This is a genomic window from Eisenbergiella sp. OF01-20, from assembly GCF_003478085.1.
In the GTDB taxonomy this organism is placed as follows: Bacteria; Bacillota; Clostridia; order Lachnospirales; family Lachnospiraceae; genus Eisenbergiella.
Genome location: NZ_QUES01000044.1, coordinates 25,312 through 39,247 on the forward strand (window position 1 = coordinate 25,312; position 13,936 = coordinate 39,247).

Here is a 13,936-nt window from a genome sequence, read left to right on the forward strand (position 1 = left end):
TGTCCCGCCTATCGATAGGAAGTCTTTAATGCCTGCCCCAGTATTCTGGGATCCTTATTATAAGGAGTGACCGGGCATATCCGTTTATTGGTGATTCCCAACAGAGAATATACGGCGATTCTGGCGGCCCGGACGGAATACTCCTCGGTAAATACCATGTCTTCCGGAATTTCCACGAACTGGCTTATCATGGCGAAGTTTGTGGAACCCTCCGGAACCACGGCGGGCCTGTCGCTCATCTTCCTGGGCTGGAACTGGGAATCGATATAAGGCATCATACAGGGGATCACATTTACCACGCTTTCCATGATTTCCTCCATTTCATCCTCAAAATGAAGGTGATGCAGCAGCTCCGTAAGCATTTCCCTGCCGGTGCACTCCCGCATCGGCTTCTTTACATAATCCCCCGCATTTCTGGTATAAAGCCCATAGCCCCAGAAAATAGTCTCATCCTCCTCCTGGGCCTTGAAATGAGGCTGGGCCGCCACTACGATGCTCATCCTCCAGCTGGAGTCCTTAAACGTCATAAGCGCTCCGCTTCCGGGTATGTTTCCGGAGAACTTTTCTATCTTCTTGAGAAGCCGGCTTCCCTTCATGGTAACCGTGAAGCTTTCCCAATTTGTCTCCTCCGGCTTTTCAAAGAAGGGAGCCGGATTTCCCAGGCCGGGCTTTTTAGCGGATACTTTTTTCCACAGCTCCCCTGACATGGGCTTTTCAGGCCGGAAAACGGCGGGCGTATCCATATCACCCAAAACGGCGTTATCCGTCATACAGCCATTGGTCATAATACACAGATCCCCTTCCTTCAGGCGAATCACTTCTTCCTCTTCGTTTCTCTCCAGATGGATTGCCGTTGCCGTAATTCCCTCTCCCTCTTTAAAATCAATATCCGTAACCGCAGCCCGGATGCTGAAATCCACGCCACGGGCCTCCAGCCATTTCTGTATGGGAAGAATCACTGATTCATACTGGTTATAAGGGGTTCTGGTCACACCCTCCAGCGTTTCAATCCTGGAAAATTCAAATATCATGCGGTTCATGTACCGCCGGAATTCAAACAGGCTGGACCAGGTCTGGAATGCAAAGGTCGTCTGCCACATATACCAGAAGTTCGTTTCAAAGAAATGAGGGGTATCCTTAAACCACTCTTCTATAGTCATATCATCCAGCTTCTCCTCCGGCGTGGCAAGCAGCTTTCCGAGAGCCATTCTGTCCGCATGATTAAATCCCATGGAATGCACATCCAGAATATTGGCATCGCCGTCAACCAGCCTGGCCTGGGCATGGGTGGGATGAAGATGATCAAAATTCAGGATTTCCTCGGTTACACTGTGTCCTTCCCAGTCCAGGGAAGGAATGGAGGAAAACAGCTCCCAGAAATTTTCATAGGTTTCTTCATTCAGCATCCTGCCGCCCCTGCACACAAACCCTTCCGCAGGTGTGCCGGAACCGTCATTGCTGCCGCCGAGTACCGGCATCCCCTCCAGGATATGGATCCGCTTTCCGTCAAATCCCGCGTCTCTTATCAGATAAGCGGCTCCTGCCAGGGAACCCAGACCCCCGCCCACGAAATACACTTCGTTGTCTTTTGTGGTTTTATTCTCCCCCGCAGGCACACTGTTTTTTTCATTTCTCCCGGCCGCACGTGCCGCCCCATAAGCGGCTGCCGCCCCGATCCCCGCGGCTGCCATGGTAACTTTTAATAAGGTGTGGTTATTTTTCTTTGCACTCATACTTTTTCCTTTCTTTTTCCTGCTCTTAATGGATTCTGTTTTCATGCTCCCAGAATACTATTTCCAAAAGCTTTTGTAATTAGGCAGAAATCCCATCCTGTCTGAAAAATGTACATGGGCGGTAAACTGTCCGGTTTTGCGACAGATTCCCGAAAATGTATATATATTTCATTCCTGTTACTTATTACAATAGAACGGTACAGAACTCCTCTTCCGCCGCGGCCGCACAATCTTCCCGGCCCGGAGCCGCCTTCTGCGGACGGAAAGCCGGCTGGCACATACGGAGTTTGAGTGATCCATATAAGAGGAGGCATGAAACATGCTTTTGGACAGCAAGCTGAAAATGGCGGCTTTTGATACCGCAATAAAGGGGATTTTAATAAACAAAAAAAAATATCCGGACAGAACGGCCCGGAATATATTAGACTTGGGCGCCACAATCTTCCGGCGGCCCATGGATGACGAGGAGAAAAAAAAGGCGCTTCTGCAGCTCAGGGAAAAGCTGCCGGCGTGTGACGACGATATATTGGCTTATATAAAGGATTTGTTTCTGTAAAAGCCCTTCCCCTGACAGCACGCAGACTATTTCTGCGCCCATCCGAAAAACCCGCCCCGGCGGCCTCCTGTAGCCGCAGGCACGGGCAGTCTCGCGGCAGCCGCCAAGTGGCAAGTGCATCCGTTTGGCTCGTTGCCCGCGGGAATAAAGAAACAGAAGGGGGCAGATTGCTGCATAGCGCAATTATTCTTCTGTAACTTTCATCATATAGTCTGCGCCGCCGAATCCGGGCGTGCTGTCCAGTCTGACCTCGCACCGGATACCGTCCATGCGCACAATGGCGGGAACATCCTTTACCTCATACTCCAGCCTTATGTTTTCTTTGGCGCAGTATGCCTCAAACTGTCTGAGAAAATCCTCTTTGGAGGCGGGCTTTTCCCTGAGAGCGATACAGAGGGAATAACCCGGCCTTCCCTGGTTCAGCTTCCGTGCCGTGCGGTACAGATACCAGTAGTCCCCCAGCCAGATTACCACAAGAGCCAAAAAGCTCACCACCACAATATAGCGTATCCAGGCCGGAATATAAGCTGCAATACCTATCAGCACAAACAGCATGATAACGATACACCACAAAGCCGCCATACCATTAATCATCCGTTTTTTCGCAGCGCACAGCTGAAGGAGCGCCCCCAGCACAATATAGCCTGCCAGCATAGGTACCAGCCAGGGCAGGGCCGGTTTTCCTACGGTACTGTAGTTGATGCTGGCAAAGATCACCACACATACCCATACAATTCCTCCTGTCAGGCCGCCTCTTTTCAGCGTTTCCATGTAAAGCTCACTGTCCCTGTTTTTATTCTTTGTCATCCGGAGTCCCTCCTTTATTGCTGTTGTCTGAAATCCGATCCTTTACCTCTCTCAGATATTTCCTGGAGATATACACCAGCTCCCCGTTTTCCAGCTTCGCTTCCATAAGCCCGTTCATCAGGGGACGGTACCGTCTCACCTTATCCAGATTCAATATTACGGAACGGGATATTCTTACAAAAGAAGCGGGAAGCATCTTTTCCAGCACATAAAGCCGTTCCCTGGTTTCCAGCACCTGTTCCTGCGTATGGATCAGCTGGATCTCCTGAACCGATTCCACATAGAAAATCCCGGTGCTTTTCACCCGGTGGATTTCCCCGTCTTTCCGGCAGGAAAGGGATACCACCCTCCAACTGTCCGTTTCTATATATTCTTTCAGCCCGGCGGTGGACGCATCCTCCCCGGCCAGACGGAGGAGAACTTCCTCCTGCTTTTTGTCTTCTACCCGCTGTATCCTGACCCTCACGGCTGTTTCCTTCCTTCTTCTTCCCCCGGCAACATGCCGAAACAGGACCTGCCGCAGGGTATATGACTTACCGTTTCCTCTTTCTGTTATCAGCATACCTGAAAGTCATCACAAAATCCATACTTTCACGGTGAGTGGGCGGAAAGGGAAGGTGAGTGGCAGAAAAATGCCCGGCAGGATCCTGCCGGGCGCTTTCTTATAAATTCAGACGGATTCCTTCTCCGTTTCCGCGAAACGTCTGGAAGCAAGCAATTCCGTGGAGCGTGCCAGCCTCCTGAGACGGCCCGCCACTTCCTGCGTTTCTTCCTTCATGCCTTCGGTCACCCACTGCATCACGACACCGCAGATTCCATAAGCATAAAAAGAACCGATGAATTTCTTTTCTTCCCCGCTAACCAGCCCCTCTGCATCCAGGGCCGAAGCCGCTTCTTCAAAGAGCGTGGAGGTAATGCTGTAGAGATAATTCCGGAAGCCTTCCGGCGCATTCTTTATTACATTGCCGTAGAATCCCTTTTCTTTCTTCAGGGTGTCCAGAAGCTGTTTTATGCGAAGATGCCAGTTATCAAAGGTAATCCCATCCAAAATAGGGACAAAGCATTCTTCGTAATAAATCCAGTCGAGAAGCTCATATTTATCCTGAAAATGATAATAGAAGGTCTGTCTGTTCAGACCGCAGGCCGCGGTGATATCCCCTATTGCTATTTTCAAAAAGGATTTTTCCGCCGCCAGTTCTTTCAGGCATTGGGCTATTGCTTTCTTTGTAATCAGGGAATCCGACATATCAGTCCTCCTCAATTTCTTACAGAACCGGTGTTTCTCCGGCATGTTCCGCCGTTTCGGGAGGAGGCTGCCGCCTCCTTTGCCTGCCGTTTCAGTAAACCAGAACCTCGCAGCCTTCCTCCGTTACCGCAACGGTGACCTCCCATTGTGCGGAAGGCTTCCCGTCCTCTGTATATATGGTCCAGCCATTGGCATCATCCACATAAATATCCGGACCGCCCAGGTTGACCATGGGTTCAATGGTAAATACCATTCCCGGCACCATGAGCATTTCCGTTCCCCTGGGGGCTACGTAGCTGACAAAGGGATCCTCATGGAATTCCAGGCCCACGCCGTGCCCGCCCATGTCGATGACGATACTGCATCCGTTAGCTTTTGCATGACTGTTCACAGCATCCGCCATATCCCCAAGGAAGGTCCAGGGCTTTACGGCTTCGATCCCCTTTTCCATACATTCCTTCGCCACGCGCACAAGCTTTTTTTGTTCCTCATCCGGCTCCCCGATAAGGAACATCCGGGAAGAATCGCTGAAATATCCTTTGTATATGGTAGATACATCCACATTCACGATGTCCCCGTTCTTCAGAATATCCTCTTCACTGGGGATACCATGGCAGACCTGGCTGTTGACCGAGGTACACACGCTTTTGGGAAACCCTTCATATCCCAACGGTGCGGGTATGCCTCCCAGCTGTCTGGTCCTGCTTTCCACCAGACGGTCGATTTCCGCCGTGCTCATTCCTTCGCGGATATTTTCCGCCACATAATCCAGCACCGCTATATTAATGCGGCCGCTTTCCCGGATACCGGCAATCTGCTCCGGCGTCTTTATCATGCTGTGATCCGGAACCATATGCCCCTGCATGGCAAATGTCTTTATTTTCCCGTCAAATGGTTCATGACATTGCTTATATTTTCTTCCGCTGCCGCACCAGCAGGGATCATTTCTTCCTAATCTTTCCACTCTATGCTCCTTTCGGGCTTCCCGTTAATTTTCCGCCGCAATCCTGGCTGCCAGTTCTTCCAGATACATCCAGCGCTCCATCTTTTCTTCCAAAAGCGTCTCCACTTCTTCCTTTTCCTTCGCAAGAACATTCAGCTTCACAAAATCTGTGACGGCAGCCGCTGTTTCCTGTTCCAGACGTTCCGCCCGTTCCTCCAGGGAAGCGATTTCCGCCTCAATGGTTTCATAATCCCGCTGTTCCTGGTAGGTAAACTTCAATTTTCTGGCTTTCATATGATCCGGCTTTCCTTTTCTTCCCGCCCGGTCGGCATCCGGATCCTCCTGTCCCTGTATACGGCCTCCGCCGCTCCCCTGCCGGGTTTCTTCCCCGGCCGCTTCCCTTTCTTCCATGGACAGGCGGAGGGCATAATCGGTATAACCCCCCTCGTACTGCCTGAGTTTTCCGTCCCTTTCGAAAGCAAAAATACGCTGTACAATACGGTCCAGGAAATACCGGTCATGGGAAACCGTAATCACGATTCCGTCGAAGCTGTCCAGATAATCCTCAAGAATAGCAAGCGTGGTCACGTCCAGATCATTGGTGGGCTCATCCATAAAATGTAGCCCTACCTCTGTATCCATTGTTTTTGCTGGGTTCAACAGAATACACAACTGTGTTTCCTGTTCACCTTCTATATTTTATATGAAAGAAAACGCATAGTCAATGTTAACCATGCGCTTGCTTATGCCCCTCAATTCCGAGGTGCATATATTCTGTTATTTTCTTTACTTATAAGTTTTTAAGTATGTTCATGTTCTTTTTATCCAGAGCCTTTTTCAATCTCTGATTTTCTTCTTTGAGTTGTTCGTTCTCTCCTCTTAGGAGCCGTATCTGCTCATGCAGTTTTGCAATCTCATTATCCATGACCATGTCAAGGATTCCTTTTCGTGGATCAACCATGCCAGCCTGTTTCTCCACAGCTTCATCTACCAATTTTCTCACTGTTGGATTCTTATAAAAGAACCCTCTTGATAATCCTGTTTGTACCATCAGTTTTGGTACTGTCACTCTCTCGCCTTCTTCTACCATTTCCAGTATGGTTATTCTGGCAAGGTTAATCTTTTCTACACTGACTCTGCGGTTACATTCCACCATCTTGTCGTATTTGCTCATATTCATCACCCCATCCATCGAGATTTTGCAGTATGATATCGGACAACCTTTTTCGTGCCTTTCGGGTATCATCTGCCAGAATCTGATTACTCATCTTCCTATAGTATTTTACATTTTTAAGATTACTGTGTCCCAGCAGCTTTGCTATTGTCCAGTCATCTAAATGCATCTCTGTCAGCTTTACGCCATAATAATGCCTGTATAAGTGAGAGCCGAAGCCGAATAAGTTGCCGTTATCATCTCTTATGTCCTGCTCTCGAATCATTTTTACGATTCGGCTTTGTATCGTACCATACTGCATCGGCTTATTCGGATTATTCTCATTCACAAAAATGTACTGCGTTTCTCCGAACCGTTCCTGTGTATAGGTAATCGCTTTTCTTATCAAAGCTGCCAGTTCTGCACTGACCGGTTTCTCATATGTGTTTGTTTTCATCTGCCGGATTCGTATAACGGTATCTATTCCCTTTTCATACAAGCAGTCCATTTCAAGTGTTAAGGTATCTGAGATTCTCGTTCCCAGCATCTGATGTATTACCATGAGTCTCGCAGTCTGCTCATCCGTATTTACAATCGCCGCGTTTAATCGCTTTAACTCTTCATCAGAATATACTTTGAATTCTGCTTTTGGCGTCGGTGGGATATCTCTTGTTAAAAATAAATCCTTTAAATTATGATATCCGCATGCATTACCGATGCTTTCTAAAACTGCTCGGAGCCTGTTTATATCTGCATGAAAATGCTTTGTTTCTGTTGCCTCTGTTTTCAGGTAGGTCAGGTACTCTTCAATGATTTCTCTTTCCAGTTCCCTACATGACTTAATCCGTGGATACCTTTCCTTTAGATATTTTGATAACCGCCTCATGGCAGTCATCTCTTTTTGTACACACGCAATTGCTTCTCCCTGTAGGTTTAAGTATATTCCCTTTTTCACTTCTTCCCGGATTTCCGTTTGGAATATCCTAGTGAAATTAACCGTCTTGGAACTTTTGATTAAGTTGTCCTTATAAGGAATGTCTAACTTTTCAAGTCTCCAGATATCTTTTTCCCTTTCCGGCATTCTTTTGTCATTGACAAAATCCAGCATCGCATCCAGATATCCAAATTCTCTCGTCTTTATTAAAGCAACTGTTCCATATACGCCCTCACGTTTTTTGGCGATTTCAATTCCTTCTTGAAACATCCACGCTTTCAGTTTTTTCATCCACACTTCTTTTTCTATGTTAGCCAGACTGTTGATATTTTTCGCATATCTGCTTAAAAATCGACATACCTTTTTGTAACGGGTACCTTCTGCATAAAAAGTTGCGATATCAACGTTCTTACTTCTATCCAGTAAAAATGCTCTTACCTCTTCTTTAACATTGCCTGACGGTAACTCGCTTAAATCGTAAAATGGATTCTTAGCTACATATTTTTCTCGCTGTTCAGCCGGTGTTATCCCACTATAATGAGCCAGTTCCTTGATGTATATTCTATTCTCCACTATCGTTCACACCCTTTCTGATGCAACTTGCCAAGCTGCCCTTTTTAAAATATTCTTCATTGGCTTTCTCTATCTTCTTGGGCATAAAGTCCACATACCGGCGCGTCATTTCTTCGTAGTCATGTCCCAGATAGTCTCGAATGCTTTGTATCGGAACTTCTGTATCATAAAATGCTGTTGCTATGGTATGTCTGTAGTCATGACTTCGGAAAATATATTCTCCGTCTTGGATATTGCATTCCTTGCATGCTCTTAGCATTTTATTCTTAAATGTACCCTTATGATAAGCACCGCCTTTTTTGTTCTGGAATATATACTCATCAGCCTTTCGGTTGTATTTTGCGATGTAAATTTTCATCAGTTTGTATAACGCCATCGGTATTGGTATTCGCTTGTAGGTTCGCATTTTTATCTGATACACCTGTATCCATGCATCCTGTCCCTGCATGTAATAGGCATTTCCTTTCAGCGTACATACCTCACTGATTCGAAGTCCGATTCCCCAGAGATGTAAAAACATAAGTCGTGTATCCTCCGGAAACTTATATAGGTTAGCCATAATTTCATCCATGACTTCCTGCTCCACACTTCGGTCAAGATGCTGTTCAAATGTTTTCTTTATGTAATAATCTGCATCAAACGGGATTCTTTCAATGTGACCTTTAACCTTTAAATAATTGAAAAAGTGTAGGATGCACATGACTTTTTTGTTAAATGTTTCTTCCTTAACTTCCCGAACCTGCTCTGCCCGGAAATACTCATCCATTTGTTGGCTTGTTACCATGCAGATATTTTCTGTCTCTGATTGATTTAAGTCTTCTAAAAATCCTCTTATATATACCTGTTCACTTCTGAGATTGCTGATTGCTAGGTTAGTAATGCCAATTCCATATTTTGTGTACATCTGTAGCAGATGCCTGTTTCCCTTATGAGTAACCTCTGCAAAGGATATGGATTGTGCCGGATTTGATGGGTCCAGTCTTTCGGGTTGCAAGTGCAACCGCTCCATATACCACACATTGGCATCCCAACGTATATCTTCGGCTTCCATAAAAAGTGCTTTTGCACACCATACGGTAACTCCTGCATAATAATGCTTTTGATAATCAGTTCCCAGCGTTTCCTTGAACCTCTCAATCTGCTCCAGTTCCAGTTTTTCAAGGTCTTCGATTTGCTCATTTACGCAAAAATCATATAATCTCAGCAGTCCTCCAAGTTGTGCATGCATCCGTTCCCTATTAGCTGCATGCTCGATGAAATAATGCAGTGTAGTGAAAACCTGCCTTTTCATCTTCTGTGGTGCTTTCTTCGTGAAATCCCATACTAAAAGTTTCTTGTTAGCTTCCTTATAAAAACTCTCTGCTATACTTATGTCCGGATGGTATGGCATGTATAATATGGTATCTGCATATTCCGGTCTTACTGATTTTCCACTGACAGTTATCTGCAACTGCTTTTTTATGGAATGCAGTTTCACTTGGTCAATGGTTTTTATGTATAATCCGCAGGATGTTTTATTTACCCTGCTCTGTAAATATTTTTCGTATTCTACTCTCCAGTGATAGTTCAGTTCACTGATATGCCAGATTTCATTTTCTATCATGAATGCCTTTAACTTATTTCTGTAGGAAACCGTAACTACCTCACAAGCCCGCAGTTCTTCCTCTAACTGTGCTATCAGTTCTTCCTTATTCACTTGTGGTTCTGTTAGCTGTAGCACTTTGGCCAACATGAGGTATCGCCTCCTTTACAGTAATTTGTCTATGCCGTATAGGTCGGAATGCCTTTCATAAAACTCTCTGCTTGCTTCCATAAGTTTGTCATCCAGTATTCCAAGGTACTTAACTGTAGTGTCCAGATGCTTGTGTCCTAATGCCTGACTGATAAGCTCCAGTGTCCAGTCTGCATTCCATCTTGAGACTGCAAAATATCGTCTCAGCATATGTGGCGTCAGCTTGTATCCTGTCTTCTTCTCCATACGTTTCAGCATGTCGTATACGCTTTCTACCATCATCGGCTTTCCTGCTGTTTCTCCAGCGATATTGATAAACAAAAGCGTCTGGTGTTGTAACAGTTTCCGATATTCACTCATGTATCCAAGCAGGTAATCAAAGGTATCATCACTTACCCTCGCTTTTCTGTATTCTGCATTTTTGGCTCTTGCATTATTATCATTATCATCTCTAAAATACACACTGATTGTCTTTCGCGGATAATCAATATCCCTGGTATAATCTACGCCAAGGATTTCTCCGATGCGGAAGCCTGTTTCTGCTATCATCAGCAGGAGCAATTGGTCACGGCTGTTCGTGCATGCCTGTAAAATATCTATGATTTCCACCTCTTCGGCTGCTCGTACATTTCTTTCCTTGGGTTTGAAATAACCCTTAAAGGATTTTGACCGGATGGTTCGTTTTACTCCTACTGCATTGGCTACTGTAATCTGGTTATAACTCAAAATCTGTAGTGGCTTTGCCAGTCCACAGTCTGCCATATATAAAAAGAACCCGAACACATCTTTTAGGTATGCGTTACAGGTTCCTTTTCCAGTACTTTCTTTTCGATTGTTTGCCACATGATTTCCTTCCAACAGCCAGTATAAAAACTGCACGAAGTGTTTGTTCTGGTCTTCATATCCCATCTCACTCACTTCCTCAAGCTCCACATCCTGCCGATTGAGGTATTCCATGTAATAACACAGTGCAAAGGCCATTCGCCTTACAGTGTTCGGAGAGCGGTTTGCATCTATTTTGTGCTTCAGGAATTTACTCGGATATAAAACAATGTCGTATGTTTCATTATCCAGTATGTAATAAAACTTGCGTTTTCCTTCGGTCAGCATTTTTACTGCATATCGTTTCATTGCTCGCTCTCCTTTCTTTCAGCCTTTTTCAACTACATACACTACCATACACTTGGGAATATATCTAGCAAATTATGCCACTTTTCCGCTTATAAATCACTTTTCTTTCCTATTAATCTATCTCACAGACTCGCATCCTTATAAGGGCAATTCCTACCACAATATACATCCCTAATATGATACCCGACCCGATAAAAAGTATTTTCCACATACGCACCTCCAGATTTTAGTAAAACTAAAATTATCCCCCAAAGAAACACACTTACATCATCTGACACTCTGCCATCGTGACTGCTTGGTCCTCTGCAGCAAAGTACATATCTGATTCTGGTTACCATTAAGATTTCCCCGGCTTCCTTCTCTCCCATCTGAATTGGTGCAAGATAAGGAATAATCTCTGCACACAGCTTCTGATCCGGGCAGGTGTTGATAAAACCACCATAGGTATCCAAAATCAGGCGGTCAACCATATCGGTAATTATCATCTTCTCTGCATCATAAAAATGACTGCCAAGGAAATTCGCCATATTCTCCGGTGTTGTGGAAATAAAAAACTCCTGTCTATTTCCTCCATCACTTGGATAAAAATAGGCATATCCAGCCCTTTCCGTATCCAATATCTTTTCTACCATGCTCCTTTCTTTCTCTGCCACTTGTGTTCCTCCTAACTGCTCGATGCTGTTTACTCTCATATAACCTACAACCTTCATATCTTTCTCCGCTTCACACTTCGTTCATTTCTGTGCTGCTAAAACACACAAGAATGCGGCAGAAGCCTTCTGTACCTCTGCCGCATGGATTCTGTGATTTAGTCTCACTGCCATAATCCTTCACTTCTTATAAGTGACTTGCTCCTATTCGACACTACTTCCCGGAGCCGGAACGCTGCAAAGACAGAGAAGCATGAAAAGAATTTCTAGCATTCCAAAGTACGGAACGCAAGTAATTCTATGTTTCATGCCGAAGAACACTGTGCCAGTGTTCTTCCATCTAGGGGTTTTCCTTGGGCAGTCAATCCAGACTGTCTGCGGTTCCTGCCATAAAGGGCAGACAGACATCACAGGAATCTCACCTCCACCACTGCGTGCTGGCTAATCTCAAGGTGTATCATTATAGGCCATTCCCCTCTTCGCGCCTGTCCACCACAGACAGGCTGTACCCCGGCTTTCCCGCTCGGCTCCTTAGATGCGATCTTTTTCACAGCATGGCTGGCAGAAAGAACATCTGCCCGATTGCTGCAGGAGTGTCACTGCGCCCCGGTTACGGCTCATGAAACGGCTAACGTATCTGAACTGCTGGATATGGCTGGCAGGATATGGCGTGATTCCATCCTGCGCTCGGAGCCCTGCATTCCTCTCCGGCATTTTTCAATGTACGTTTTGTCTGCCTGTGTCGTATCCACACACGAGACATGAGAGGATTCCCGGAAGAGACCATCTGTCCAGAAAAAGTTCCTCTCATAAGGTACTCACAGAAAAACACGTTTTGAGGGGGTATTAATCAAAATATTTTTTTATTTTCTTTACCGCACCGTTTATGCTCTCCCGGATGTTCTTCTCTCCAACCCCTTCTTTCGCTGCGATCTGCCGGTATGTCATGCCCTCAAAAAAATAAAAATGCAGCCGCTCTCTCTGCACTGGGGTGAGTGACTGCATTGCTTTTTGCAGGGTTTCTATTTCCATCTGCCGGAGGACCGTATCCTCTACCGATTCCCCGGTCATCTTCACCAAATCTTCCGTTTCTCCTTCTGTATATCCGCCCTTGGTCGTATGTCTGATATCCCGCATTTCCTGTGCGTGGGCTTCTTTCCGGAACGTATCAGCAAGTGCCTCGTAGACTTCTCTGGTCACATAGGTGTATTCCAATTCTCCGACTGCATCTTTATAAAAATCCTTTACTCTGATTCTGATCCATTCTGACATTCAAATGTCCTCCATTTCGTAATTTTTTTGAAATGAAGGACATCTGGCGGACCTCTGGGTTCTGCTTTACTGGAAAAAGACAATAAAAAAAGGTGCTGTTCCCATGCAAAATAAAGCATGCAAAACTGCACCCAATTAATTATTGTATTTCTTTGTAAATAGTATATAAAAGTTCTTCTTGGCTTTTTATTCCTATGTTTTATAATTAACCTAATTCACTTGTCTAGTAGGATTTAAAGTAATTAATGGTTCCAATGTGTCTCAGATAAGTCACAAAAGCATTGCCTTCTCCTCCAATATGGTCGGTCTAGTCAATTAATTTACGCTATACCAGAAGTACTACTTCTTCCAGCTAACGGTATTTTTCACAAAAAAAATACTGCCATATCCATGAGTAATCTCTACTCGACAGATATTGCAGTATTTACCTCTTGCAGCAACGATTTATTTACGGAATTCTTTCATTCCTTCCGGCTGCTTCGGCTGATGAAGAACATACATACATCTGCTGTCTGCCGCCATTTTCACAGAATTACGAGCTACCTTCTCTAAAATTGTTGCTGCGATATTAGCCTGTTTCTTTGACATAATGAATACCTCCTATTTTTATTAAACAGGAGTATAGCATTTCTTACCTAATTATAGACCTTATAAGTTGAATTTCCGACATAATACGTCATTTTTCCTCTACAGAATTACTATACAACACCGCAGATGCCCGAAATTCTCCATTCTCATACTGGGTGAACAGTTCTCCATTATAATCAGCCAGTGCCTGTTCTACCGAGGCAAGACCAATTCCGTGACAGCCGGTATCCTTCTTTGTGGTAAGGTATCGTCCGCTGCTGTCTTTTTTTAATTTCTCTGGACTACCATTTTTTATACAAATCTGGAGCATTTCTTTTATATAAGTAGCTTCCAGTATGATATATCTCTGCTCCTGTGGCAGTTTCCTACAGGCCTCAAGTGCATTTTCCAGCAGATTTCCAAAGATAATGGCTAGGTGTCCACTCTGGAACGGCAGTACGGACGGAATAAATACCCTTGCATCGAATTGGATGCCGTCCTTCTGGGCAAGGGCATACTTATGGTTCACAAGGGAATCCACCACGATGTTTCCAGTGTGGGAGATTTCATCTGAGCCAGTTCCGATACCATCATCCAGCATCTTCTGTATGTAATCACTGGCTTCTTTTGTCTGTCCGG

Annotated in this window: 14 protein-coding genes and 1 pseudogene; 1 reads left to right on the forward strand and 14 read right to left on the reverse strand. The window is 45.2% G+C overall.

Features of this window, described 5'->3' with window-relative positions; all coding sequences use genetic code 11:
• Positions 1-8: 8 nt before the first annotated feature.
• Entirely contained in the window at positions 9-1,733 is a 1,725-nt protein-coding gene (locus DXA36_RS28840; protein ID WP_118682730.1) for an oleate hydratase, read from the reverse strand.
• Between the two features lie 319 nt (positions 1,734-2,052).
• Between DXA36_RS28840 and DXA36_RS28850 the strand changes: the two genes are divergently transcribed.
• The gene (locus DXA36_RS28850; protein ID WP_118682732.1) at positions 2,053-2,289 is read left to right on the forward strand and encodes a hypothetical protein; all 237 of its coding nucleotides are present in this window, start codon (positions 2,053-2,055) and stop codon (positions 2,287-2,289) included.
• 183 nt (positions 2,290-2,472) lie between these two features.
• On the opposite strand, the gene DXA36_RS28855 is transcribed toward DXA36_RS28850, so the two are convergent.
• The 13 genes and pseudogenes from DXA36_RS28855 to DXA36_RS33740 form a co-directional block, all read right to left on the reverse strand.
• Positions 2,473-3,096, reverse strand: coding sequence for a DUF4318 domain-containing protein (locus DXA36_RS28855; protein ID WP_118682733.1), 624 nt, complete (start codon positions 3,094-3,096; stop codon positions 2,473-2,475).
• Complete coding sequence (locus DXA36_RS28860; RefSeq protein WP_182479309.1) at positions 3,083-3,562, reverse strand: LytTR family DNA-binding domain-containing protein; 480 nt, start codon at positions 3,560-3,562, stop codon at positions 3,083-3,085. The genes DXA36_RS28855 and DXA36_RS28860 overlap by 14 nt, the downstream gene beginning before the upstream one ends.
• A gap of 204 nt (positions 3,563-3,766) precedes the next feature.
• Complete coding sequence (locus tag DXA36_RS28865) at positions 3,767-4,342, reverse strand: TetR/AcrR family transcriptional regulator C-terminal domain-containing protein (RefSeq protein ID WP_118682735.1); 576 nt, start codon at positions 4,340-4,342, stop codon at positions 3,767-3,769.
• Between the two features lie 91 nt (positions 4,343-4,433).
• Positions 4,434-5,306 (reverse strand): methionyl aminopeptidase, encoded by an 873-nt coding sequence (locus DXA36_RS28870; protein ID WP_118682736.1) that lies wholly within the window; start codon positions 5,304-5,306, stop codon positions 4,434-4,436.
• A gap of 24 nt (positions 5,307-5,330) precedes the next feature.
• Positions 5,331-5,900, reverse strand: a pseudogene (locus DXA36_RS28875) (ABC-F family ATP-binding cassette domain-containing protein); the annotation flags it as partial.
• Positions 5,901-6,075: 175 nt separating this feature from the next.
• A complete protein-coding gene (locus DXA36_RS28880) occupies positions 6,076-6,459 on the reverse strand; it encodes a DUF6262 family protein (protein ID WP_058353079.1) in 384 nt (127 codons plus the stop codon).
• A complete protein-coding gene (locus DXA36_RS28885) occupies positions 6,428-7,945 on the reverse strand; it encodes a tyrosine-type recombinase/integrase (RefSeq protein WP_069157690.1) in 1,518 nt (505 codons plus the stop codon). The genes DXA36_RS28880 and DXA36_RS28885 overlap by 32 nt, the downstream gene beginning before the upstream one ends.
• Positions 7,935-9,677, reverse strand: a complete 1,743-nt coding sequence (locus DXA36_RS28890) for a tyrosine-type recombinase/integrase (protein ID WP_069157691.1) — start codon at positions 9,675-9,677, stop codon at positions 7,935-7,937. Before DXA36_RS28890 ends, DXA36_RS28885 begins: the two co-directional genes overlap by 11 nt.
• Before the next feature lie 15 nt (positions 9,678-9,692).
• Positions 9,693-10,808: a tyrosine-type recombinase/integrase gene (locus tag DXA36_RS28895; RefSeq protein WP_069157692.1), complete on the reverse strand. Its 1,116-nt coding sequence runs from the start codon at positions 10,806-10,808 to the stop codon at positions 9,693-9,695.
• 122 nt (positions 10,809-10,930) lie between these two features.
• Positions 10,931-11,518, reverse strand: a complete 588-nt coding sequence (locus DXA36_RS33735) for a hypothetical protein (RefSeq protein WP_242880603.1) — start codon at positions 11,516-11,518, stop codon at positions 10,931-10,933.
• Positions 11,519-12,304: 786 nt separating this feature from the next.
• A complete protein-coding gene (locus tag DXA36_RS28905; protein WP_069157693.1) occupies positions 12,305-12,730 on the reverse strand; it encodes an RNA polymerase sigma factor in 426 nt (141 codons plus the stop codon).
• 444 nt (positions 12,731-13,174) lie between these two features.
• On the reverse strand, positions 13,175-13,318 hold the full coding sequence (locus tag DXA36_RS28910) for a cyclic lactone autoinducer peptide (RefSeq protein ID WP_069157694.1): 144 nt from the start codon (positions 13,316-13,318) through the stop codon (positions 13,175-13,177).
• A gap of 88 nt (positions 13,319-13,406) precedes the next feature.
• On the reverse strand, positions 13,407-13,936 hold a 530-nt coding region (locus DXA36_RS33740), incomplete at its 5' end, for an ATP-binding protein (RefSeq protein ID WP_243114770.1).

What these genes read in the sequence shown, in the direction of transcription:
- DXA36_RS28840 (WP_118682730.1), bottom strand. Translation starts at nt 1,733, where the DNA reads ATGAGTGCAAAGAAAAATAACCACACCTTATTAAAAGTTACCATGGCA.
- DXA36_RS28850 (WP_118682732.1), top strand. Translation starts at nt 2,053, where the DNA reads ATGCTTTTGGACAGCAAGCTGAAAATGGCGGCTTTTGATACCGCAATA.
- DXA36_RS28855 (WP_118682733.1), bottom strand. Translation starts at nt 3,096, where the DNA reads ATGACAAAGAATAAAAACAGGGACAGTGAGCTTTACATGGAAACGCTG.
- DXA36_RS28865 (WP_118682735.1), bottom strand. Translation starts at nt 4,342, where the DNA reads ATGTCGGATTCCCTGATTACAAAGAAAGCAATAGCCCAATGCCTGAAA.
- DXA36_RS28880 (WP_058353079.1), bottom strand. Translation starts at nt 6,459, where the DNA reads ATGAGCAAATACGACAAGATGGTGGAATGTAACCGCAGAGTCAGTGTA.
- DXA36_RS28890 (WP_069157691.1), bottom strand. Translation starts at nt 9,677, where the DNA reads ATGTTGGCCAAAGTGCTACAGCTAACAGAACCACAAGTGAATAAGGAA.
- DXA36_RS28895 (WP_069157692.1), bottom strand. Translation starts at nt 10,808, where the DNA reads ATGAAACGATATGCAGTAAAAATGCTGACCGAAGGAAAACGCAAGTTT.
- DXA36_RS33735 (WP_242880603.1), bottom strand. Translation starts at nt 11,518, where the DNA reads ATGAAGGTTGTAGGTTATATGAGAGTAAACAGCATCGAGCAGTTAGGA.
- DXA36_RS28905 (WP_069157693.1), bottom strand. Translation starts at nt 12,730, where the DNA reads ATGTCAGAATGGATCAGAATCAGAGTAAAGGATTTTTATAAAGATGCA.
- DXA36_RS28910 (WP_069157694.1), bottom strand. Translation starts at nt 13,318, where the DNA reads ATGTCAAAGAAACAGGCTAATATCGCAGCAACAATTTTAGAGAAGGTA.